Below are 24,189 nucleotides of genomic sequence, written 5' to 3' on the forward strand. Positions count from 1 at the left end.
CATGGAAAATAAACTCTCGGTGAATGTGTCAGCGCCGCGCATGATCTCCCGGGGGCGAGTGGAGGCCTTTCATCAACGCTTCAGGGGCCTTCCGCGATGACGTTACCGCCGGTAATTCAGCAGCCTGCTAAGCTCGTGCAAATGCAGATAAGCCGCTTGCAATTGCATAAACATGACGGCTGAACCATCACTCAATCGCATGATTCGCCCTGCGGGCTACCTGCTCGCTGGCTGATGATGCTTCTTTCACCTGAGGCGGGCGCCATGGCACGTTTGGCACGATCGGCGGCAAATCCAGAGCAATGCCCTGCATGCTGCCTGTTTCAGATCAGCGTTGCCTTCGGCGAAAGTCCAGAGCCAAGGCGAAAAACATTACGAAGATGACGAAACCGTCTTGGCGAAGTTCGCGGTCTCTGAGGCGATGCCGCCGAAAGCAAAAACTGCCGACGTGGCCGCGACTAGAAAAAAGACTATTGGGTATATCACTTCATTATCCAGAACGTATGCACCGCTCGCGGGGCCGCATCACGGGCACACGCCTATGTATTGCGCGAGTGCCTAATTACGCCTCAAAGTTGCAGCATTTGCTGGTCACACGGAGGAGCCCCGTCGAGGTGAATGCGTGTCGTGGAGCAGAACGGATCAAAGGTAGATCAAAGTGCGAAACCGCAAGATCGACAAATGCGCGCACCTTGCCTGGCAAGAATTCACGATCCTGGTAGACGACCTTTAACGCGCCGCCCAACTACCTCGACGCCAAAATCAGAACATTCGAGGATTTCTTGCGCAATGCCGTACCGCACTCGCTGGCCGAGGATGAAGCGGCGCTGCATCGGTCCGCTCGAGCACCCTGGCCCGCGGCCCTGCCGCCTTAGGAAGCCACACGGTGCCGGGTAGCCCGTGCCCCCGCATTCTTAACGTGCCGAGGGCGACGTATCCTGGCTGGAGCGCATCGGAGACGGGTCAAATGCCACTCCCCGCCCAGGCACGCGTCAGCAACGTGGCCAGGGCAGCCGCTTCGACTGGGCGCGGATTGTCATAGGGATTCCTCAGCGCCTGCTTCACAGCGACCGCAATCCCTTCATACGGCATCCCGATGTCGCACAATGCGAGTGGAATGCCGCAATCGCGCCCAAGGTCCAACAGCGCGCCGACAGCATCGTCAGCCGCCATTGCACGGCGCAGACGGGCCATGACCTCTGGGACCATTGGCGCATTGTAGGCGAGCGCGTAGGGCAAAACGATGGCATGCGTCTTCGCATGTGGCAGATCGAACAGACCGCCCAGCGTATGGCACAACTTGTGATGCAACCCCATCGAGGTCGCGCCAAGACAGCATGCGCAAAGCCATGCGCCGTAAAGCAGGGACGCGCGAGCCTCGGGACCGTCGGGTTCTTTGAGCACACGAGGCAACGAATCGACAATCGCGCGCACCCCGTCCTCAGCCATCATCGTGACGATCGGATTGGTATCAGGTGCGTAGAGTGCCTCCACCGCATGCGCCATCGCATTGAACGCCGAAAGGGCAGACATCGCCGGTGGCAACGAGAGCGTGAGATCCACGTCATAGATCACCACTTCGGGCTGGATCTTCGAGTTGCGCTGCGTAGTCTTGCGATCGCCTTGCGTCTCGCCGAGGATCGGCGTCATTTCGGAACCCGCGTAAGTGGTCGGAAGCACGATCTGCGGCAGATCCGTGCGCAGCGCGATGGCCTTGCCGAGTCCCGTGGTCGAGCCCCCGCCCGCCGCGACGATACCGTCGATCCGCCCTGCTTTCACGACCTCCAGTGCGCGCTCGGTCACATCGATGGGCGTGTGCATTGTGGCGCCATTGAACGCACCGGCGGCACGGCCGCCGAGCAATTGCTCGACTTGCTCCGCTAGCATGGCCTGGTCGGGTGTGGACAGCACCAGCAGGCGGCGCAAGCCGAGCCGGTCCGCCTCGAAAGGCAGAGTCGCGCTCGTGCCGCGGCCGAAAACGACCCGCGTCGGTAGCATCTGATAGACAAAGGAGTCCTGCATGATCCGGTACCTTCGATGAATGACGCAAAGGCGCGGTTATAGAAACGAGCACGCCACTTCTAACGGCAGCCTCGGCAACCGGTCAAAAAGCTTGCGCCGATCCCCATAACCGATGTTGCACAGGAAATTGACCTTGACATCGCCGTCGGGAAAGAACTCGTCATTGAGTTTCTGCTCATCGAAGCCCGACATGGGGCCGCAGTCCAGCCCGAGCGCACGCGCAGCGAGGAGCAAGTAAGCGCCCTGCAAGGTACCGTTGCGAAACGCCGTGCTCTCAATCAGATCCGTCTTTCCTTCGAAAATCGCACGGGCATCTGCACGATGCGGAAACAATGCCGGCAGATGATCATGAAAACGGCGATCGTACGCGACGATCACACACACCGGGGCCGCACGCGTTTTCTCAATATTCCCTGGCGCCAACGCCGGAAGCAAACGCGCCTTCGCTTCGGGCGTACGCAGAAATACGAGGCGCGCTGGCGAGGTATTCATGCTCGTTGGGCCGTATACGGCCAGATCGTAAAGCGCGCGCAACTGCCCATCGGTCACCGGCTTGTCGAGCCAGCCATTGTGTGAACGGGCGCTGCGAAACAGCGTATCCAGTGCATCCGCACGAAGTGTATCCGACATGTTCTTTATCCAGAGCAAACAGTGATCAGGCCCGCGTGGGGTTGGTGCGGTTCAGAACGAAAGTAAAATCGAGTGTGCTAAACGGCGTGTCGAACTCGGTGCCATCGGGCGCCCTGCCTCGGTCGTGGTGCATCCAGTCCGCAATCAGCGAAGAACGCACGCCAAAGACCGCGTCGGAGTCGAGGAATCGATCGCCTGCGCGGAAGATATGTGTGATGAGCCGTTCGTAACCGGGCGCTTCAATCATGAAGTGCAAATGCGCGGGCCGCCACGGATGCCGGCCAAGTGCCGTCAGCATCCGGCCAACCGGCCCGTCGTACGGAATCGGATAGGACTCCGCAGTGACTGAACGGAAGTGGAATGACCCGTCCTCAAGGCTGCGCAATGTGCCGCGACCCTGGGTGGCCGCCCCGTCGTATTGCACATCATAGAGACCATCCGAATCGGCCTGCCAGACTTCGACGCGCGCATTGGGCACCGGCTCGCCGGCGAGCCCCCTCACCCGTCCGGTCACGAAACACGGCTCTCCCTTCGCACCGTTCGCGACGTCATCGCCGTTCTCGTAGTCCGGTGAGTTTGCGACGAAGAAAGGCCCCAATACCGTCGACTCCGTGCAGCCGCCCGGCTTGTGATTGTTAAGCGCCGTCACCAACATGGAAAGGCCCAGCGCATCCGACAGCAGGATGAACTCTTGCCGCTTTTCGTCGGTGATATGGCCGACGTCTGTGAGGAACCGTATGCCCTGATACAACTCATCCTCGGTCAGCTTGACGTCGCGGGCAAACGCGTGCAGATGCTGGACAACGCTCGTCATGATCCGCCTGAGCCGCGGATCCTGAGCCTCGGCGTGACGCGAGATTACGATCTGTGTAATGGTGTCTTCGTCGACGTTTCTCATGCTGTCTCCAAATGGTCAGGCCTCACGGGCGTGCGACGCACAACGGGCCGCACGCCGTCCTTCGCTAGACCGTCACTACACTGCGCATTGCGAGCTGCTCCTGACGGCGCGCGCTATCCTGAGCCTTCGCATAGTCAGCGGAGGTGGCATATTCCGTCGCCAGTTCGTTGCTGCCTTGTTCGATGCCACACACCTTTGATGCGAGCATGCCGTACGGGCCAGAAGCAGCGAACTCCGCGCGCTGCATCGTCAGCGAGCGAATTGTCTGCAGTGGCGTGCCATTGAAGTTCTCGAACATGAAAAGGCGGCCGCCCCATTCCGAGAGGAACAGATCGCGCACGACGCGTCCGATCTTTATGCGGTCATGCGGCTTGCCCGTCGGGCCGCTGTTCATGCGCTCGAGCCACGGGCCAAGCTTCGAGTCCTTCCACTGCGCTTCCGTTGGGAAAATCAGCGCGCTGCGCCCGCACAGATCCACGAGTTCGTAGATCATCGACGAGAAGTGTTCGAGGTAATACGCACGACCGAAGTCGTAGATCAGAATATTCGGCTTATAGTGCCCACCCGGTGTATGAAAACCGAGTTCTTCGGCAGCGATCATATGGGCGAGCGTCGCCTGATGGAAGCCGATCAGCTTCGCCACGCGCGTCTGCACCTGCGGAATCTTGTTCGTGCCGATGTGCTCGGTGATCAGCACCGCAAGGCCCGCCATCAACTCGGCACGTACCACCTGGCGAACCAGCGCGGCATAGTGGAGCCAGTCGAAGACGCGTTGCGGATAAAGCTTGGCATGCTCCGGGTTGCCGATGTGGAACACATGGCTCCACGGAATGAAGACGTTGTCGAACACGGTCACGCCGTCGAGTTCGTCGCCTTGCGCCGCAAGCGGATGCTCCGTCTCATCGTCCCTTACGGTGCTCTCGCGGCAAACGATAGTCACGCCTTTCGTATTGACGGGCGTGGCGGCAAAGATGATCTGATCGCCCGGAATACCGGGACGGAAGAAGACGCCGATATGAATCCAGTCCGCAAACGGGACACCCGTGCCGATCGCCTTGACGCCGGTGACAGTAATGCCGCGCTCATCTTTCTTCACGATGCGCAGGCCGGGCGACCTCGCCTGCGCTTCGGGGCCTGATCGATCCATTTGCGGATCGACGAATTGTGGCGCGCAATTCAGATCGTTGTCCTTTGCGTGTTGCACGAATTCTACGATGTTCTTCGCGAGGTTTTTCCCTTCCGCGCCGATGGCCTGCGTCTCCCACGGCGTCGGGTCGTCGGCGTAAGTCATCAGCACATAGTTGTTGACGTCGGGCGTGCGCGGGAACGATGCGCCCGCCAGTTCCCGCATGATCGTCTCATGATACTTGCGCTTGCGGCGCAACTCGTCCTTGTTGCGGTGGGCGAACCATTGCATCGAACGGCGCTCGCCGTTCTCATCCACAAAGGTGAGCACGTCCTGAAGATCTTCGCGATGGTGGAGATCGTAGAAGTCGGCGTGAACTTTTGCGTAGCCGCGCGTTTTGGGGTGAGTCGCGATATTGTCGATTTTCTCGTTACCGACCCAGACGTTACGTCCATCGTTCAGCGACTCGAGATACTGCTTTCCTGTGCGGATCATAGGTTACTCCGTTGGTGGTCAATTTCAGTGGGATCAGGATTGCGTGGGACGCGTCGTTGCATATGCACGCCTGCAATAGACAAGCGGCTCGACCCCGCTTGTACGCCGTGCATTCAGCACACGTGCGACAAAGACACTGTGCGTCCCGATTTCCATTGCCGAGGCGATACGGCAATCGAGCGCTACAAGGGCATCGGTGCGATACGGAATGCCATGTGCTGACTCTTGCCAGCGCGTATCGCTGAAGCGCTCAAGCATGGGCAACTGGCCAATGCCGGCAAAAACCTGAGAAATGCCCGCTTGATGGGCGCTTAGCCAGTTCACAGACAGAAGACCGTTCGCCTTGATGACGCTATTTGCGGCACTGCGCCGGTTTACGCAGAAAAGAATCGTGGGCGGCGCGTCGCTAACGGAGCAGACAGCGGAACAGGTCACACCCGCTTTGCCCGCAGGTCCGTCCGTCGCGATGATGGTAACGGCCGTCGGTGCATAAGCAAGCACTTCACGGAACTCTGCTGCATCGACAAAAGGCGATTCGCCTGCATGCTCGTAATGCACAGGCGCGCCTGCACCCGTCGCCTGATGTGGCGCTTGATTCATCGTATGTCTCCTTTTCTGCGGCCTCTGAAAGTCGGACGTGTGCGAGGGACGGTCAAACCGGCTGCATCTCGTGCCCCGGGGTATTGCCCAGTGCTCGCACATCGTGTTTGAGCTACAGTACCTCGACTAAACCGCTATCTCTATGGAAACGGCCTCATGGAAACTTTTCCGCAACGGAACGAAGGGGATCTCGACTTCAATCACCTCAGGGTTTTCGATGTGCTGATGACCGAGCACAGCATTACGAAAGCCGCGTATGTGCTGAACGTCACGCCGTCCGCACTGAGCAAGACACTTGCGCAGTTACGGGTGTATTTCGGTGACCCGCTTTTCATTCGCGTGTCGATGCGCATGGAGCCGACGCCAAAGGCGCTTGAGCTCGCGGAACCCGTCAAATTGCTTCTTAATCACTTCCGGCAACTGCGCTCGTCACATGCTGCGTTCAATCCGGCGACCTCAGACAGAATGTTCACGATCAATGTGGTCGATGCCGGCGTCGTGAACATGCTTCCGCCGCTGCTCAATTATCTGGGTGAGCACGCGCCGCGCGTGCGTGTGCAGGCCATCCACTGCGACGCGCAGCATCTGGATCTCTGGCTGGAGTCGGGCCTGATCGATATCGCGATCGGCTCGTTCCCTTCACTCGTGACAGGCATCCGGCGTTTTCCCCTGTGGACGGAGAGCTTTGCTTGCGTAACTCGCAGCGACCACCCGCGCGTCGGAGCCACGCCGACACTCGAGACGTTCATCGCCGAGAAGCATGCGGTCGTGTCAGCCGCCGGCACGGGGCATGAGCATCTGTCCGTCGAACGCCTGCTCGAGGCGCATGTGCCGCCCGAGAACATCGCGTGTCGCGTGCCGACGTTCTCGTCCGCTGCGTTGATCGCTCGGCGCACGGACGCCATTGCGACGATTCCGCGCGCGCTTGCACTGGGTCTGGTCCGAGGCTGCGGCCTGCAACTCGTCGAGCCCCCGCTTGATTTTCCAAGAATCGAGATTTCCCAGTACTGGCATGACCGCGTACACCGCGACCCCGGAAATCAGTGGATTCGCGATGTCATGAAGCAGCTTTTTGCAAGGTCGACATCTGGCGAACTGTGCCTGTGCGTCAATGAGACTGTTCTATCGGGTGGATGGCCCTCGCCTTGATAGCCTTCTATGATCCGCTCACACACTCGGCGTGGAGCGCGATCATGATTTCGTTGAACCAGGGATGCGTGGTTTCGATTGGCGTCTTCGACGGCGTACATCGCGGTCATCGGCGCGTGCTGGAGATGCTGCGCGAAACGGCGGAACACCTCGGGTTGCCCGCAGTCGTCGTGACGTTCGACCCACATCCAAGGCGAGTGCTTCAGCCTGACAAGGCTCCCCCCATGCTCGTGAGCATCGAGCGGCGCCTCGAACTCCTCGCAGCGACGGGGTGCGTCGATCACGTGTGTGTGATGCCCTTTGATCAGCATCGACGCGAACAGTCAGCAGACGATTTCGTGTCGCAGACGCTCATCGACCGCTTGGGGGTCCGTGCACTGGTGGTCGGCGCGAACTTCGTGTGTGGGAAGGCACGTAAGGGGACGATCGATTATCTGTCGCGGCTTGGAAAGGCCGCGAATTTCAGTGTGTATCCTGTGCCATTGCGTGCCGCATTCGATGACCTTGGTGCTGAACCAGCCTCGTCGACCGTTATTCGCCGTCTCGTTCTCGATGGTGACGTGCGAAGCTCGGCGCGACTGCTCGGCAGGTATCACGAACTGGAATGCAAAGTGGGGGCCCGCGGCGAATTGCTCTTGCCGCCAGGCATGTGTGTACCCCGCGATGGGCGGTATGCGGTTCATCTGCGTAGCCGGCACGGCGTCAAGCATCCGGCACAAGTGAAAATACAGGGCGACGAGGGCTATCACCGCGGTTTAATTCAGCGTGCTGATCTTGAACCTGGCACACATGTCACCATGCTATTTGTCGACACAGTCGCGCCTGTCCGGCAGGCTTCGACGTAGCTTACGGCGGGATATGCGTTGCGGCCCGGAATCTAGACTCTCATGACGTCCGTCGAACACTCGGCCGATTGAAGCCCTGGGCAAGGGTCTAATCGGCTGCGATGCTCGCAAGTCACGAAGAATGCGTTCCGCACCTAGGCTATGCTCTTAAAATGAATGCCTTATCCCAAGATTTCCGCCAACGGTGGTACCGGGTGCGCCGCTCAAGAAGCTGAGGCTGGATACGGCAAGACCGGTCTTCATGTCACCGTGGTTCGAAACCATTCCGATCTGGAAGTACAGCATTGTGCGCCTGGACAGAAAGTAGTCCGTTCCCGCTGCCGCCATCAGCGAGTGATTGGCGCTGTTGTCGCGATCGCTGGTGTACCACACGCCCGAATTCACATCAACGAAAGGCGTCACCTGATATTTGAAACCTCCGCCGTAGACGTTGTTGTTATGCGAGCCTGCGACCTTGAAATTGACAAACGAACCCTTCACGGTCAATGACCCGAACGTATAGGCAACGCCCACAGTTCGCCCCTCGAATTCGACGGTGCTCGGATACGGAGTCTGGACCGTTCCGCCACTATTACCGGCATAGATCGCCACATTGATCAGAGCCGTGCTGTTCTGGTACTTCAGGCTTGCAGACCACTGACGCCCTGCAGAAAAATCGCCTGCCTCACCGCCCAGAGCGAGCATAACGCTACCCTGAAAGCCCGCCAGTTCTGGGCTTGTATACGACACGGCATTGGAATTGAAGGCACCCGTAACGAATACATCGCTGCAGTACTGCACAAGGCCGCTGCCAAACTCAGAGAACTGACGCGGATCCGATTCATACAACGCGAGATAAAACGGTGAAAACTGTACCCCACCCTTGAATTCGCCGAAGAGGCCCCGGAGCCCCACCCAGGCCTGTTGCCCGAATAAATTGCCGTTGGAACTCTTGAACCCGCCGTTGGCGAGGCTGATCCCACTTGCGAGCGTGAACTCCGCTTGCATTCCTGAACCGAGATCCTCCTTCCCAGTCATGCCAAAAAACGACGGACCTACGCCGCTATCAACCATCGCGAACGTCTTTCCAACGTCCCTTCCAGTTGAGTTCGCTGTCTTGCTGGAATACTCGACTCCTGCATCCACAAGGCCATATAGGGTGACACTCGACTGTGCGCAGGCAGTGGAACCATAGAACAGCAAAACGGCCGACGCCGTCAGTTTCAAGCCACTAATCTCCATTACCTTTGCCTCCTTCATTTTTCATAGTATTACTAATTAATATGACGGATTCTACGCATCCGACTGGACGGGCGCGTAGGAGCAGAGACTTCAAAAGCAACAGACTTAGTGTCAGGCGCGAGCCGTGGTGCATTGAGGATCCCCCAGGCACCACGTCTGATCGACAGTGAAAACGGCGTTCGATTCGTTTTCGAATTTTAAGAGGCGTTGACGTACTCAGATTTACTTCAGCTCAGGTCATTGACGGTTTTCGGATACCGGTCGTATCGCGACCTTAATCATTCGTGAGCGCCGGCGTCCGATCACCTGTACGAGGACAGACATGCACCGCGTCACTGCGGGCCTAGTCTTCTTCGTCTTCCTGCTTGACGGCGTGGTTCGATTACATCGCTGGTCGATACATCTGGTCAGCAGCTGCCGCGGAAAGGCCGAGTTCGGTGGCGACAGCAGCAACCCCCTCCTGAACGGCGTGGGGGTCCACTCGACCGTCGGCGGTGAACCAGGGTCGAACGTAGCGTTCGTAGTGATGCTGCGCTTCCTCGATGGTCAATCGATTAAGGAGCGACGCGATGTGCTTGACAGCCAGACGCGGTTGCTCAGCAATCGTCTGGAGGGCCCGTTTGTTGGCCCGCACCAGCGCCTGGAGGGCGGGATCGTCGAGCGGAATGCGAGAAGTGTCCACAGCGATTCCAACTGTGGGAATTCGCAGGTGGTCGCCCACCCAGGAAAGCACCGAAAAGCCCTCCTCGGTGGCGACCTGCTCGGGCGCCAGCGTGCTGCCCACGTAGGCCGCGTCGATCGACCCTTCGCGAAGGCGTCGCAGGTCCATCTGGTAGTCAGCCGGGATTCGCTCCACACACTGCACATCGCGATCGGGATCCAGACCGTGCTTGCGCAGTACGATTCGCGCGAAACACCCGGGGGCGGTGTGAGCCGCATGGACCGCGAGCCGGCGCCCTCGCAGATCGTCCATGGACTTCACATCTCCACGCCCGACGAACCAGAACAGGGGACGATGGGTGTTAGCGGTGAGCACCGTCCATGGGATGCCATCAGTAAGTCGCGACAATAGAGCACGGCCCAGACCGATGGTCGCGCCGGCGCGCACGCGTTCACCCGGCCAGACGGCTCCATCGCGCAGTGCAACGTGGACACCCTCGTCCTCGAAATATCCCTCCTGATCAGCTACATGCGCGATCAGTTCTTCGTGAATACCACTTCCCACATAGGTCAGGTCGATCGAGAGCATTGCAATAACTCCTCTATCAGATTCATCGAGTGCTTTGGCGAGATCGCTCCTCTCGCCGTCTTTTGGCGAATCGCGTGCTCGTCGAGCTCACTCGATCCCCATACCCCCACTCACAGGAAGGTAGTGGCCGGTGGTGAAGCCCGAACCGTCGCTTGCCAGGAACGCCACCGTATTGGCCACCTCGTTCGGCCGGGCGAGCCGTTGCATCGGTATGGCCGCGGCAATCGCGCGCAACCGTTCGGGCGAAACCAGCTCCGTCGAAGTGGCGCCCTCCACGGTAGTCGGTGCGACGATGTTGGCAGTAATCCCGTGCTGCGCGAGCTCCAGAGCGACGTATCGGACGAACTGGTCCATGGCCGCCTTGGCGGTGCCCAGCGTGATCATTCCGTCACGCGGACGACGCGACAACAAGGCGCTCAGGTAGATCAGCCGCCCGCGGCCACGAGCAATCATGCCCGGCACGACGGCCTTCGTGGTCAGGAAGGCGGCATGGAGTTCTGAATCCAGCTTGCCGCCGAGTTGCTCCCAGCTCAGCCTGGCGAACGAGGTGACGGCATACGGCGTCAACGCGTTGTGCACGAGAACATCGATCCCGCCCCACCGCTGATTGACTTCCTCGACCATAGCGGCGACGTCCTCAGGCGCGGTGACGTCGGCCTTGATCGCCACAGCTTCGCCACCCGCCGCGGTGATGCTCCGAACCACGTCTTCAGCCTGCGGTGCACTATTGCGATGGTTGACGACCACCCTGTACCCGTGTTCAGCCAGGGTCGATGCGATCACCGCACCGATGCCTCGGCTGGCTCCCGTAATCAATGCGACAGCCATGCGTTAGCCTCCATATCAGCACTGCTCCGATAATTTTTGATGTCGCGGTATCCCTCGTGAACGGCTTCATCGGCGATCAGTTCGTCGTGGATGTCCCGTCCCACATGACTCATTCCGATTATCTCCACTACTAAATACCTCATAGGTTAGATAAATCATATAATTGCGAAATAATCGCTCTCGCACTCTCGAGCGCTGCTTGTGCTCGTTGCATTCACTTCATTGCAAGGCCTCCTTTCACGGGATGGTAGTGACCGGAGGTGAAACGCTGATTCTCAATTTCGAGAGGTGCGGCTGCCTTGGCCACTCCATCGCAACGAACAAGCGACGGCAGCAGGCTCACGCATTGGCCCGACCGCGACTATTGACTGGCTCAACCGCCTTAGGTCCCGTTAATTCGGCTGCATCGCCGGCCCGTTACCCCGGGTATTACTTGGTGCCCTACGAATTTTGTTGGATCACAGTACACCGACGAAACTGTTCGCTCTATGGAAGAGATCTCACGGACACTTTTCCATCGGGGAAAGAAGCAGATGTCGACCGTCAGCTGAACCGTTGCGGGTCAGCGTGGTGAGGGAAGCCAGGCGCATAAGGAGGCAACCTCGATGGCCCGGGCTGCCAGGCAAGCTTGGAGACTTCGGACAACGATGATCAGGTCCACCAGTCGTCATAGACCTCAATAATTCTGTCATCCGTTGTGACAATAAATGTCTCACCCATTGGAAGGCTTGAGTAAAACTATAAACAGCATCCATCAGGGTGTTGTACTGGATGTGTAGATATCGTTTAGGCCATTCCGCTGCAGCAAAGCAATTCGACGCATCCGATTTCTCATCGGATGGCTGTTGGGGTGCCCAGGCACCAGTCATCCATCTGGATCAAGGCGAGCACGAGAAAGCTGCGCGCGCCCGTGGCTCAAAAGTGCGGCCCCAGAAAAGCACCATTGCCAGACCAATGTCCATGACAATAGCTGTCAATCCGGCGGTTGCGCGTACGCGGGTATCAGACTTTTTTGGGCTCATGGTCTGTACGCCATCGCAGTTGAAGAAGCGGGATGGCCGGGATCGCGGCCCTTACCGAAGCCAGGCGCAGTCGACTGAATCCAGCGGCGGTACCTTTGAGTGAATGCAGGTCGAACGAAGGAGTGGAAGGTCGTTAAGTGGCTGGCGTAGCATCGGGCGACCGAAAGTGAACTAGTTCTCACAAACGACAGCCGACATGACGAGCGGCGTGACTTCCTTCACTGTCGCCGGGCTTCCCATTTCGCGAATGCGTTCGCTAACCGCCTCTTCCCCTGCCATTACGACAACCCCATAGACCTGGTGGGACGCTTCGCCTCCGCCGCGCTTCTGGCTGAATAGGCCATCGTTCGGTGAGAAGCCAAAGACAGCCCGGACTTTGAATCCGAGTGCAGTCAAGTTCTGGTTTGGCTTCAGCCGATACGCGTTGACCGAGTCGTCCGACACTTTCATGGGTCGCGGATCAATTTCCTTTTCTTCTACCAGTTGTTCGATGAATTCGTGCGGACCAAAATGACAATCGAGGCTGGCACCGATCTCGTGTGCGTAGATCACATTTGAGACGAGGGCTGTACCGGAAGCGATACATCGAAGCAAAATAGATACTTTCACTGGTATTCTCTCCTTGGGCAATCAATACGCCGCGTCAATCAGCGCAATAACGTACGTTTACAGATACATCAAGAAGTTCGCTTGCTTCGGAAACTCTGCGAGAATCAGGCGGCGACATTGCGAAAAGCAAGCCTGTTTCGTGCCCCACAGACGCTTTATGTGCTTGCCCACAAAGTAGCGAGTAGTGCCTGTGTGCGCAATACTCGAGAACGAATCAGTTCATTACGCCAAGAGTATCAATTCACGCTCCGCAGCAAGATGCCAACATCACCTGGATCTGGTGCAAATAGATGGCGCGTCTGCAATGCCGCTTATAAATGTACATACGTTATCGATCAAAAAGGACAGCACTCCAGACAGAGGAGGCAGTGATGTCCTCAAGCGGAGTGCGGATAGGTCGAATCGCCGCTAGCGAATGCGATGCACCAACTCGATGGCTGAAATCGTGGTCAATGCACTTCTCAATCGTTTGAACCCGGGCATCACGTTCGTTCTGGGGGCTACAATCTGAATTGCCCTCCGCCGAAGGGCACCGGATGGGATGGCTGCGTGTGCTCGATCACGGGCTTCAGGCTCGCCCCAGGCGATTACTTGCGCATTGATCGGGACGCTGGAGACGCCGACGCTATTGGTCATGGAAGGCGGCCAACTCCGTCGACGAGATCCGTACCAACGTGTGCGACGTCCTGGCGGGCCTCGAAAGCGCATACGATTCCCATAGTTCAACCGGTATTTCAACCTAAGGCCGTGTGGTCGGCAGCTAACGCCTGCGGCACCACCTCTCGCAGGAACTCGACGAATGTCCCGGCCTTGGCACTGAGGTATTGCCGCGACGGATACACGACATAGGCGTTGAGCGTCTGGAGTTGATAGCGCGGCAACACCCGTACGAGCACACCGCTTTTCAGGGCGGGTACGGCCGATGGCATCGGCAGAGCGCCAATCCCCCTGCACTCGCGCAGTGCTGTGACGAGCGCATCCGGAGTGTTCACCTGAAAGGCCGTTGGCGGAAGCTCGACTGTTTCCCGGCCATCCGGTCCGTCCAGCTCCCAGCGATCTCGCGGGAAGAGCGAGGTGACCAGTTGCAGGCGAGCATGGTGCGCCAGCGTGGCAGCGCGGCCTGGCGTGCCGTGCGCGCGCAGATAGGCCGGCGACGCGCACAGCACGCTGTACAGCGTGCCCAGGCGTTGCGACACGAGGGCCGAGTCCGGTAACAAGGCGGTGCTCATCTGGATGGCGACGTCGTAACCTTCGTCGACGATATTGGGTGCATGCCCGGACAGCGTCAGATCGATCGAGACGGACGGATAGCGCTGCTGATAGCTCATGACGGCAGGCACCAGATAAGTCTGCCCGAAGGCCGGCATCGCATGCACGCGCAAGCGGCCGGACGGGTGAACCTGTGCGTCCGCCGCTTCAGCTTCCGCCTGCTCGAGTTCGGCGAGAATTCGCTGGCAACGCTGTAAATAACGTTCCCCCGATTCGGTCAGCGAGAAGCTTCGGGTGCTGCGATTGATCAGGCGGATACCCAGATGGGCTTCCAGGCGTCCGACTGCGCGCGAAACGATGGGAGTTGATGTGTCCATGCGTCTCGCAGCGCCGGTAAAGCTACCCTCTTCTGCAACTTGGGTGAATATTCGCATTGTTTGCAACCTGTCCACTGTCGGATCCTCCGAATCAAACTTCAACCGAGCTCTAATGCCCCGTTGATCAGCGGGCCGCCAGCGTGGCCGGCGGGATCCTCATCGCTACGTTCTTCGCAGCCGGCTGCACCGCCTTGATCTGCGCCACCACTTCGTTCTGCTCGATGATCCTCGCGATCTCAGCGTCGGCCTGTGCGCCGTACTGGGCGAACACGTCGGTGTGATAGGTCGTTTTCACCGCCGCGCCAAGCTGCGTTCCGTCGTCGTTGCGCGTCCCCACGTCGACGTCCATTGAGAGCCCGATACGCAGCGGATGCGCCTCGAGCTCCTTCGGGTCGAGCTGGATGCGCACCGGTAGCCGCTGCACGATCTTGATCCAGTTGCCGGTCGCGTTCTGAGCGGGCAAGGTCGCGAACGCGCTGCCCGAGCCCGCCGAGAAGCCAATCACGCGTCCGTGGTACACCACGCTAGAACCGTAGACGTCTGCCGTCATCGTGACCGGCTGGCCGATGCGCATCCGGCGTAGCTGCACTTCCTTGAAGTTCGCGTCGACCCACACGCCGTCGAGCGGCACGATCGACAGCAGCGGCGTACCCGGGGCGACACGCTGGCCCACCTGCACGGAGCGCTGTGCGACGTACCCCGTCACCGGCGCGGGCAACACGTTGCGCGCGTAGTTGAGGTACGCGTCGCGAACCTTCGTGGCTGCGGCCTGGACGTCCGGATGCTGTTCGATCGACGTGCGGTCGGTCAAGGCAAGGTTCGACATTGCCTGCTGGCGAGCCGCGTCGAGCGCGGCCTGCGTCGAATTCACCGTGTCTTGCGCGTGCGAGACGTCTTCCGCCGACACCGCCCCGGTATTCTCGACTGCGATCCGGCGCTGTAAATCCTGCTTCGCTCGCACGAGGTCCGATTCGCGCTGCGCGATGTTGGCCGCGTAGTAGTCGTTGTTCACGTAGAGCGTGCTCACCTTGCGCACGGCCTGCCCCAATGCTGCCTCGGCGTTCAGGAGCGTGATCCTCGAATCGGCCGCATCCAGCGTCACGACCGGCTCACCCACTTTGACGATCTGCGTGTCGTCCGTGTTGACGGCGTTGACCGTGCCGGTCACCTGCGGTGTGAGCAGGACGAGGTTACCGTTGACATAGGCGTCGTCGGTGGACTCGTGATATTGCCCAACGGTGAAGTAATACGAACCATATGCCGCACCCGCCACGACCGTGCCGATGCCCAGCAGCGCGAGCCATAGCTTGCGCTTGCCCGATGGGGCGGACTGCGTAGCGTTCTGTTCGGCACCTGCGGGGGTAGCGTTTGAAACATTGCTGTTCGGTTGGGTCTGGCGAGCGTCCGTGTGCTCGGGGGTGTTGGTTTCACTCATTTCAGTTCTCCGGATAATCTTATGAAGACGCCGCTTCAGTGCGCGGCAACGACAGGGTTTGCGTGCACAGAGGCATCCGCGCTGCGTGTGGCATCGGAAGACGTGTCGACGTAGCCACCGCCGAGTGCCGAGGCGAGCTCGATCTGCTGGTCGCGTCGGTCCATCTGCAGGTTGGCGACAGACTGTTCGGCGTTCAGGGCCGTGACATCGGCGTTGAGCACGGTGAGCTGGTTGGTGAGGCCGGCCTTGTACTGCGTGATCGCCAGATCATCGGCGCCCTTGGCGGACTGCTGCGTAGCCACGGCATCGACGAGCTGCACATCGCTCGAGCGGATCTGCGCAAGCTGGGTGGCCACATCGGAAAGCGCGTGCACGAGCGTCTGGTTATAGGCTGCCACCGCATAGTCGAACTCGGCGTAGCGGCCCCTCAATTTCGCACGCAACTCACCCGCGTCGAAGATTGGCAGGTGGATTGCCGGTCCCGCCGACATGGTGCGGCTAGCGGCATTCAGGAATTGGCCGAAACCGAACGCGTCGAGCCCAATCGCCGCACTCAGGTTGATGTCCGGATAGAACTCGGCTTTCGCTTCCTTCACTTCATGCGTAATCGCGTCGACACGCCAGCGTGCCGCGACAATGTCCGGGCGCCGGCTCACCAGATCGGCGGGCAGGTTGTCCGGAAGACGCACTTCGTCGCCAACGCCGAGCGCCGGCCGCGCGATCGTCAGCCCCCGGTCCGGGCCCTTGCCCAACAGCGCGGCCAATTGATAGCGCGTTGTCAGGATGCTGCCGTCGAGGGCGGCGACATTGCCCTGGCTCGCAGTGAGATTCGCTTGCGCGGTCTTGCGCTCCACTTCGGTGTCGAGGCCTGTCGCGATACGGTTTGCCGTGATACGGTCGATCAGCTCGCGGCGCCCCACTTCCTGTTGCGCTATATCGCGCAATGCGTAGAGGCGAGCCAAGTCGTTATAGGTGCGTGCAATCGCGGTGTCCAGCGTGAGCTTAACGAGCTCCTCGTCAGCCAAACTCGCCTGCTCCTGCGACACGGCCGCCTTGAGCGCCTCGCGGTTCTTGCCCCACAGGTCGAGATCGTACGAAGCGCTCAGCAGGCCCTTGTTTTCTGTCGCCCAGCCTCCCCGATACGGAGGCGGGACTACCGTGGTGCCGCTGAACTCCTGGCGGGTCAGTGAGTAGTCCGCGTCGACGCGCGGCAGCGTGGCCGCCTTCGCGGTCTGGCTATAAGCCTGCGCTTCGGCAACGCGTGCGCGTGCCTCCTCGATCGTCGGGCTGCCTTGCAGCGCTTCGGCAATCAGCGCCTTGAGCTGTGCGTCGCCGAACTGGTCGACCCAATCGGCAGCCGGCCAGTGACCTTGCTCGGCGGGCAGGCTTTGGGTCGTCTCGAGCTGTTGCGGCTGCGCCATATGCTTGTCACTGTGGATGCCCGCATAATTCACACAGGCTGAAAGCACCGCCGCTAGCGTCACCGAGAGCCCCCCTTTCATCGCGCGGAGGCTGCTGTCGCGCCTTTTAATCTGCACCTTCATTTTCTGACCTATCAGATTTATGACTACAAAAATGGATGACACGCGATAGCGCTCACTCTCCAATGAACTTCTGCAGGAGGCGGCCCAGCTCTTCGAACTCCGCGTTCGTGAATCGCTTCAGGCGCCCATTCAGCATCTTGGGCGCATACTCCGGAACTGCGGCCGCGACTTCGTGTCCCCTCTCCGTCAGCACGAGGTTGACCCTACGGCGATCGCACGTGCTGCGCGAACGCTTGAGCAAGTCGTTCGCTTCCAGCTTGTCGAGCATCCGCGTCATCAGGCCCGCGTCGATCGACAGCATCTTCGCGAGCTCAACCGGCGTGGCGGCCGAGCGGTGCTGCATTGCGAGGAGGATGCCCAGTTGCCGGCTGGTGATACGAAGGTCCTTCAGGGCCAAGTCCATTTCGGCAGTGACCAGGTTGCCTGCCCTGGCCAGTTGGTGCCCGATGTTTTGCACGGCAGAGAAGGATGCGCTAGTGTAGTGATGCATGGCGAGTTCCCCGTGACGTTCCTAGTGCCCGCCCGCGCCTGCTGCGCTCGCGGCTCCGTCCTTGCTGGGCTTCGTGACCCAGATGAGCGGAATGATGACGATAAAGATCAGCGCCGACAGCCAGAAAACGTCGTTCAGGCCTAGCATCGCCGCCTGCGCACCCAGTTGTGTTTCAAAGAACGTCTGGGCCTTGAACAGGCTCGCGTGCAATGCCGTCTCGATGCCGGAGAGGGCCTGCAGGTAGCCCGGGTTCGTCGCGCCCGTCTGCTCGGCAAGCTGCGAATGATGCAGGATCGTGCGATCGTTCCAGGTGTTACTGAGGAGCGACGTACCTACCGCACCCGCGAAAACCCGCACGAAGTTCGAGAGGCCCGCGGCCGCGGGTATCTTCTCGTGAGGCAAACCCGACAGGATGATGGCGGTGAGCGGCGTGAAGAACAGCGCCATCGGGATGCCCTGCAGCAGCGTCGGCAGCACCAGCCAGTAGACGTCCACGCCCGTCACGTACCACGAACGCATGACGAACACGCCGGCAAAGCCAAGAAAGGCCAGCGTGGCCAGCACCCTCGGGTCCGACTTCGGCATCATCTTGCCCATCACCGGGGCGAGCAGCACAGCGAAGATACCAAGCGGTGCCGTCACGATACCCGCATCCACAGCCCGGTAACCCAGGTACTCCTGAATCCAGGTGGGCAGGATCACGAGGTTCGCGAAGAAGACGGCGTACGCGACCGAAATCGCCACCGTGCCGCCCAGGAAGTTGCGTCCCGCAAAGAGACGCAGATCGATGATCGGCTTGACCTCGGTCAGTTCCCAGATCAGGAAGAACAGGAAGCCGAGCACCGCGACGATCGTGAGTATCCAGATGGTCGGAGATTCAAACCAGGCGAGGTCCTTGCCCTTGTCGAGCATGATCTGCAGCGCGCCCACCCAGACGATGAGCGAAAGCAACCCGACCTTGTCGATCGGAAGCTTGCGCGACGGCGTTTCGCGGTTACGATAGAGCATCCAGACTACTGCGGCGGCGAACAGGCCCACCGGCACGTTGATGTAGAAGATCCACGACCAGCTGTAGTTGTCCGTGATCCAGCCACCGAGCGCCGGGCCGGCAATCGGCCCGACCGTCGCGGTCATCGACCACAGTGACAGCGCGCTGGCGCTTTTTTCCTTGGGAAACGAAGCGAGCAGCAGCGCCTGCGACAGCGGAATCAGCGGACCGGCCACCGCGCCTTGCACCACCCGGGCCGCCAGCAGCACCGGCAGGTTGGGCGCGAGGCCGCAGGCCGCCGAGGACACCACGAACAGCAGGATCGCCGCGACAAACAACTTCACCTGCCCAACCCGCTGCGTCAGCCACCCGGTCAGAGGAATCGCCACCGCGTTGGCCGCGGAGAACACCGTGATGACCCACGTGCCTTCGTCGACCGAGACGCCGAGGTCGCCAGAGAGAGTCGGGATCGCGACGTTGGCGATCGACGAGTCGAGCACGTTCATGAAGGTGGCAAGCGCCACGGCGAACGTACCCAGCAAGAACTGCATGCCAACCAATGGGGCCGGAGTACTAACGGGTTTCGGCGGGTTCATGTTGCGTCCTTTCGGAAAGTTGACGGGCGACTATCGTCGAGTCCGTCATTTATCTGACAAGTCAGATATCTGATAGAAAAAGATGACACGGTCACCTAGCCCGATCAATAGCCGAGGCAGCGCTGGATCAGGAACAAGATGGGACCGATACTAAACCGATCGGTTCGGTACTGTCAAGGCCCCGCCGGTTCATTCCATATTTTCAGGGCTTGAACGCAAACTCGTCACGTACCGGCTAGTTCGGCCCGGACTGTTCCTGTGGTATCGTCCCGTTTTACTTCAGGCGCGGTCAAACACATGGCGATCTCCTCGGGGCGTTCGAAGACAACCCCATCTTCCAAGTCCCTCTCGCCCGATCGGGCAGAAACTCAGTCCGAAAAGGCACGCGTTGTTCTTGCTGGAGCAAGGGCGGTGTTCCTGGCTAATGGTTTTAGCGCGGCGACGACCGACATGATCCAGCAAGCCGCAGGGGTATCGAAATCGACGGTTTATTCGCACTACCCGAATAAGGAAGCATTATTCGTATCGGTCGTCGAAGCCGAATGTGCGCTGTTTCAGAAGGCGATCTGCAAGCACACATTCCCAGGGAAGGGCCTCGCGAAAATCCTGAACGCGATCGCGCAGGCGTACCTGGAGCTTTTGCTGTCGCGCGATGGACTGGCACTGTATCGTGCGATTATCTCGGAAGCACCTCGGTTTCCCGAACTTGGAAGACGTTTTTATCTAGCTGGACCAGGTGCCATGAACAATGCCGTCGCGAAGGCGCTGGAAACTGCCGAGTCAAGAGGGGAAGTGGACCTCGGTGGCATGGGACGCGATACTGCAGCCTCGCTCTTTGTGAATATGGTGCGTGGTGAAGCCCAGATGCAATGCCTGACGCACCCCGATTCCCCCGCCTCCGCAGCCCAGCGGGACCGATGGGCAAACGACGCCGTCACTGCATTTCTGCGCGCTTTCCAAAAAAGCACCGCAACTGGCTGACATGACTGTCAGGCGCCACCGAATAACCACTCCTGTTTCTTATTTGGCCCATCAAGCACGTCCTTGACGGTGGCTAGTGGCGCGCGCTGCGGCGAGGGCGTGCTTCAAGTCGTACCGTGCAACGAGCACGCCAATCGCGGCGTGGTCCTCGAACACCTTGGCACCGCCATAGCCCGCACAACCCGGGATGCGGGAATGAAATCGCGATTCTACGAAGCGAGAGCAATTGCAGGCCGCCGGAACCTGAGAACGCAGCCGTCAAGCGGCAGCGGTTCTGAGGACAGCGACGAGCCTGACGACATGCGCACCGCTACGCGCCACACTCAAAGCAGGCTCATTCCGTTACTCGCATTTTCTGCCTGGGAAATTCATTCACAGAATTTCGTGTGCGCGATTAATTAGGGCTGCATTAAGCCTGCGACTCCGTGGACGCGTCCTACTGAATAGCGCCGCCAGCCAAGGCGCGCCCGATACGTCGCGTAGAACTTGCCTGCGCGCCAATCAAGGTGCCACCGTTACTGCTACCGCAACGGTGAATCTCTCGGCTTCCGACTTACGGGGAGGAAACCTGCGATGCAATATACGGGCTCCGATGTTCCGCTCATGGCCGTCGGCCCATATGAGCCATTTCGGCCATAGCGAGCGGTAACGCCCATCGCTATTGAGTCATAGCCCACTACCGTGAACAAGCCATTGAACCAGATACTCTATCCATGCGGAGCAGCCGTGATAAATGTATTGGTTCTGCTTTGGTCGCCTGGCCGACGGCGGCCCGTGCTGCATGCGGCACTAAAATGTGCCCTATTCGTGCTTCTGACAGTGTCGATGCTTCGATATGGCATCGTCCCCACCCAAGCCGCGCATCGATTTTCGGACCCAGCCGTTCGCTTTCTCCACGGAGTCCTTGAAACGGGATGGTGGCTGTTAGCAGCCGCGACGATTATGGCCGTAGTGCGAACCTACTACGTTGTTGGCTATCGACTACGTCAGAACCGGTTCACGCTGGACGTAATCGCAGCCCTGCTCTATCTTGGAGCAGTGATCGCGATTGTCGCCGATGTGTTCGACATCCCGCTCAAAGGAGTCCTGGCAACCTCTGGCGCCTTAGCCATCGTCCTTGGCCTCGCTCTCCAAAGCACCCTTTCAGACCTTTTTTCCGGTTTGTTGATTAACGCTACGTCTCCCTATCGTGTCGGAGATTGCGTAACGTTAGATGAGGTAGCGGACGGTGAAGTTGTTGAAGTTACCTGGCGCGCGACCCACATAGCCAAAGCAAACCGCGATATGGTCGTCGTGCCAAACAGCGTCATCGCCAAATCGCGAATCGTAAACCACAGCTTCCCTCTCGGTCCTCACGCAACAGTCGCCAAGTTTGAGACCACGACGCAGCTTCGACCGTCTGATGTTGTGCACGCCCTCGAACTCGCCCTGCAGACCTGTGTTGGCATCTCCAAAGATCCTAAACCGAGCGTGGCTACGATCTCGATCGGCCGAAAAACAACCACCTACGAAGTCACCTTTTTCAGAACAGGTGAGCGATCAGAAGTAGAGGTGCTGAACAAATTCTATGACGCAGCTCATCGCCATCTGGAGTCGTTTGCCGCTCAACTAGAACACGGGAACGAATTCGCCGACATCCCAGGCGGAACACTCGCATATCGACTAACTGAAGCTATTGGTGTATTCGGGATGCTTTCTAAAGACCAACGGATTCAACTAGCCAAATCTCTGGTTCGGCGCGAATACGCACCCGGACAAGTGCTGCTTAACGCCGGAGCGTGCTCGCAATCTATTTCAATTGTCGGGTATGGCGTCGTCGCGGCAACCGCAACGGAAGACTCTGGTGGCCACAGCGACATCGTCCGTCTTGGTCCTCGAGAATACTTTGGCGAGAGCGGACCAATCGCGGGTGTTGCTTCAATGGTTACATTCGTTGCACGGACCTACGTAATCGTCTATGAATTACCAGACCACGCCGTTGTGAATCTCCTTAAACAACATTCCGACGTCGCACACGCTTTCGCTGCAAGGCTTGAGGCACGCGAACGGAAAGGACAAGCCCTGATGCATATGTCCCCAGAGGTCCACACGGCAGAGAATGGATTGATGCAGTGGCTGCATCGCTGTATCGAGGCAATCCATCACAAGTTAGCATGATTTGACGCCTTCCCCGTCCTCAACTCACGGCTGCCGCGCAAGGCGCGGAAAGTACGTCAAACGATGCAAAGCCAGGCCATCTCCTTGCAGTGTGTGGCTAGACTGCTCGGATACGGAGCGTCCCCCGCATTTCTCGATTGGTCCAACATCTTGAGAAACGACGCTTGATAGGACCCTCGCGAGATCACGCGGAAAGGCGAACTTCTCACTTCGCACCTACCTAAACTGGCACGCAGTATACCGGCTGTCGTTCGCCACGCCGAGCGGCAGATGCCAAGTGCGCTTACTGATGGAGAGCAACTCCGTTTGCTTAGGACCATGGCCTAACTAGTTGCCAAATTCGATTGCGTGCCCCGTAGTATTCATGTAGTTCTTTGAGAAAATGAGCAATAGTAGAAAAAAGCGTGATGTATGCACTTCCGATTTCAACCTGAAATCTCTGTCTTCCGTCGTGGCAATCGCTACTTTGGCAGGTATTTTTCTCGTTGGAGCAGAAACGTACTGTTTGACCAGGGAAATATTCTTTAATCTTCCCTTTGATTTCTTTGACGCACTACGCGTAGTCGCTAGCGGCCTTTGACGTCCTCCCCGTCCTTCCCGCGCCTTGCGCGGCAGCAGCCGTAGGCTGAGGGCACGAGTTGATTCTTTGGAGCGGCCCCCTGAATCGCCGGACACAGTCTCCCGCTTAAACTAACGGGTAGGCATAAGACTGTGTTAATGGAATGGTCGCCCCCGCCTCCGCGGCAAGAGTACGCTACGGAGGCAATCACCGAGGGGAACCATCATGGAAGAAGTGACGCTCGTCGGAATCGATCTTGGCAAACATTCGTTTCACCTGCACGCCCAAGACAGAAAGGGTAGAGAGGTCTTTCGGAGGAAGGTGACGCGCAGGCAGCTTGTCGAGCTATTCGCAAATTTTCCTATCTGTACGATTGCGATGGAGGCCTGCGCCGGCGCGCATTTCATGGCGCGCACGCTAAGTGGTTTTGGCCATCAAGTCCGGCTCATCGCCCCACACCTCGTTCGGCCGTTCGTCAAAAGCAATAAAGACGACTTTGCCGATGCCGAGGCGATCTGTGAAGCGGCATCGCGCCCATCCATGCGTGCAGGCGCGCCAGCATCCGTGCACCGGCAAATGGGAACTCCAGATGCAGTTCGTCGATCCGTCGCATCAGACGTTGATCGACTTCGCTGACAGGCCGCGCCCGGTAATATGCGCTCGATCTCGCGATGCCAACAAGCCGGACTTGCTGCGAAACCGGCAACGCATGGCCACGGTCAATCATCGCTTTGCGCTCAGCAATCCCGCCTTGGTGAGCGCACCGCTTAAAAAATCAATTTCCAGGCTGAGTTGGCCGATCTTGGCGTGCAGGGTCTTCACGTCCACCGGTGGCTCGCTCGACACCGGGCCGGCCGCACCGAACACGTCAGCCGCACGCTCCTGCAACTGCCGTTTCCATTCCGTGATCTGGTTCGGATGCACATCGAACTGCTGCGCCAGTTCGGCGAGCGTGCGCTCGCCCTTGACTGCCGCCAGGGCCACTTTCGCTTTGAACGCCGCTGAGTGCGTGCGTCGGGTTCGTTTCGTCATTTCCTCGGTTCCTTTGCCTGCATTGTCGCTGGCTCAGGCCCCGGCCGTTCCACTTATCCCGCTGTCCGATTTTGCGCGGCCACCTCTCTTTAGTTGTGCGAGCGAGCGGGCGCTTGCACAACTAAAG

The 24,189-nt window shown here is 59.2% G+C and carries 18 protein-coding genes and 2 pseudogenes; 5 read left to right on the forward strand and 15 right to left on the reverse strand.

Annotated features, from left to right (window positions below):
* Positions 1-963: 963 nt before the first annotated feature.
* From AB4Y42_RS35930 to AB4Y42_RS35950, 5 genes are all read right to left on the reverse strand, one after another.
* Complete coding sequence (locus tag AB4Y42_RS35930; RefSeq protein ID WP_368696849.1) at positions 964-2,022, reverse strand: maleylacetate reductase; 1,059 nt, start codon at positions 2,020-2,022, stop codon at positions 964-966.
* 36 nt (positions 2,023-2,058) lie between these two features.
* Positions 2,059-2,652 (reverse strand): malonic semialdehyde reductase, encoded by a 594-nt coding sequence (locus AB4Y42_RS35935; RefSeq protein WP_368696850.1) that lies wholly within the window; start codon positions 2,650-2,652, stop codon positions 2,059-2,061.
* A 25-nt stretch (positions 2,653-2,677) separates the two neighbouring features.
* A complete protein-coding gene (locus AB4Y42_RS35940; RefSeq protein ID WP_368696851.1) occupies positions 2,678-3,550 on the reverse strand; it encodes an intradiol ring-cleavage dioxygenase in 873 nt (290 codons plus the stop codon).
* Positions 3,551-3,614: 64 nt separating this feature from the next.
* The gene (locus AB4Y42_RS35945) at positions 3,615-5,171 is read right to left on the reverse strand and encodes a 4-hydroxyphenylacetate 3-hydroxylase family protein (RefSeq protein WP_368696852.1); all 1,557 of its coding nucleotides are present in this window, start codon (positions 5,169-5,171) and stop codon (positions 3,615-3,617) included.
* Positions 5,172-5,204: 33 nt separating this feature from the next.
* On the reverse strand, positions 5,205-5,771 hold the full coding sequence (locus AB4Y42_RS35950) for a flavin reductase (RefSeq protein ID WP_368696853.1): 567 nt from the start codon (positions 5,769-5,771) through the stop codon (positions 5,205-5,207).
* 156 nt (positions 5,772-5,927) lie between these two features.
* Between AB4Y42_RS35950 and AB4Y42_RS35955 the strand changes: the two genes are divergently transcribed.
* Both AB4Y42_RS35955 and AB4Y42_RS35960 read left to right on the forward strand, forming a co-directional pair.
* On the forward strand, positions 5,928-6,920 hold the full coding sequence (locus tag AB4Y42_RS35955) for a LysR family transcriptional regulator (RefSeq protein WP_368696854.1): 993 nt from the start codon (positions 5,928-5,930) through the stop codon (positions 6,918-6,920).
* A gap of 44 nt (positions 6,921-6,964) precedes the next feature.
* Entirely contained in the window at positions 6,965-7,765 is an 801-nt protein-coding gene (locus AB4Y42_RS35960; RefSeq protein ID WP_368696855.1) for an adenylyltransferase/cytidyltransferase family protein, read from the forward strand.
* 147 nt (positions 7,766-7,912) lie between these two features.
* Here AB4Y42_RS35960 and AB4Y42_RS35965 read toward each other — a convergent pair whose 3' ends face one another.
* From AB4Y42_RS35965 to AB4Y42_RS36005, 9 genes are all read right to left on the reverse strand, one after another.
* Positions 7,913-8,986 carry a porin gene (locus AB4Y42_RS35965; RefSeq protein WP_368696856.1) on the reverse strand — a complete coding sequence of 358 codons (1,074 nt, stop codon included), beginning with the start codon at positions 8,984-8,986 and terminating at the stop codon, positions 7,913-7,915.
* Between the two features lie 382 nt (positions 8,987-9,368).
* Positions 9,369-10,235: an ABC transporter substrate-binding protein gene (locus tag AB4Y42_RS35970; RefSeq protein ID WP_368696857.1), complete on the reverse strand. Its 867-nt coding sequence runs from the start codon at positions 10,233-10,235 to the stop codon at positions 9,369-9,371.
* Between the two features lie 87 nt (positions 10,236-10,322).
* The gene (locus AB4Y42_RS35975) at positions 10,323-11,063 is read right to left on the reverse strand and encodes an SDR family NAD(P)-dependent oxidoreductase (protein WP_368696858.1); all 741 of its coding nucleotides are present in this window, start codon (positions 11,061-11,063) and stop codon (positions 10,323-10,325) included.
* A 1,193-nt stretch (positions 11,064-12,256) separates the two neighbouring features.
* A complete protein-coding gene (locus AB4Y42_RS35980; protein ID WP_368696859.1) occupies positions 12,257-12,694 on the reverse strand; it encodes a hypothetical protein in 438 nt (145 codons plus the stop codon).
* A gap of 734 nt (positions 12,695-13,428) precedes the next feature.
* The gene (locus AB4Y42_RS35985) at positions 13,429-14,355 is read right to left on the reverse strand and encodes a LysR family transcriptional regulator (protein WP_368696860.1); all 927 of its coding nucleotides are present in this window, start codon (positions 14,353-14,355) and stop codon (positions 13,429-13,431) included.
* Positions 14,356-14,404: 49 nt separating this feature from the next.
* Positions 14,405-15,715 (reverse strand): HlyD family efflux transporter periplasmic adaptor subunit, encoded by a 1,311-nt coding sequence (locus AB4Y42_RS35990; RefSeq protein ID WP_368696861.1) that lies wholly within the window; start codon positions 15,713-15,715, stop codon positions 14,405-14,407.
* A 35-nt stretch (positions 15,716-15,750) separates the two neighbouring features.
* Positions 15,751-17,259 (reverse strand): efflux transporter outer membrane subunit, encoded by a 1,509-nt coding sequence (locus AB4Y42_RS35995; protein ID WP_368696884.1) that lies wholly within the window; start codon positions 17,257-17,259, stop codon positions 15,751-15,753.
* Between the two features lie 52 nt (positions 17,260-17,311).
* The gene (locus AB4Y42_RS36000) at positions 17,312-17,749 is read right to left on the reverse strand and encodes a MarR family winged helix-turn-helix transcriptional regulator (RefSeq protein ID WP_368696862.1); all 438 of its coding nucleotides are present in this window, start codon (positions 17,747-17,749) and stop codon (positions 17,312-17,314) included.
* Between the two features lie 21 nt (positions 17,750-17,770).
* On the reverse strand, positions 17,771-19,288 hold the full coding sequence (locus AB4Y42_RS36005) for a DHA2 family efflux MFS transporter permease subunit (RefSeq protein WP_368696885.1): 1,518 nt from the start codon (positions 19,286-19,288) through the stop codon (positions 17,771-17,773).
* A 342-nt stretch (positions 19,289-19,630) separates the two neighbouring features.
* On the opposite strand from AB4Y42_RS36005, the gene AB4Y42_RS36010 reads away from it, so the two are divergent.
* The 3 genes and pseudogenes from AB4Y42_RS36010 to AB4Y42_RS36020 form a co-directional block, all read left to right on the forward strand.
* Positions 19,631-20,314 carry a TetR/AcrR family transcriptional regulator gene (locus tag AB4Y42_RS36010; RefSeq protein ID WP_368696863.1) on the forward strand — a complete coding sequence of 228 codons (684 nt, stop codon included), beginning with the start codon at positions 19,631-19,633 and terminating at the stop codon, positions 20,312-20,314.
* A 951-nt stretch (positions 20,315-21,265) separates the two neighbouring features.
* Entirely contained in the window at positions 21,266-22,471 is a 1,206-nt protein-coding gene (locus tag AB4Y42_RS36015) for a mechanosensitive ion channel family protein (protein WP_368696864.1), read from the forward strand.
* A gap of 784 nt (positions 22,472-23,255) precedes the next feature.
* Positions 23,256-23,576: pseudogene (locus AB4Y42_RS36020) on the forward strand (transposase); the annotation flags it as partial.
* Between the two features lie 10 nt (positions 23,577-23,586).
* On the opposite strand, the pseudogene AB4Y42_RS36025 reads toward AB4Y42_RS36020, so the two are convergent.
* Positions 23,587-24,062: pseudogene (locus tag AB4Y42_RS36025) on the reverse strand (transposase); the annotation flags it as partial.
* Positions 24,063-24,189: the final 127 nt, after the last annotated feature.

The sequence above is a fragment of the Paraburkholderia sp. EG286B genome, assembly GCF_040965655.1.
Lineage (GTDB): Bacteria > Pseudomonadota > Gammaproteobacteria > Burkholderiales > Burkholderiaceae > Paraburkholderia.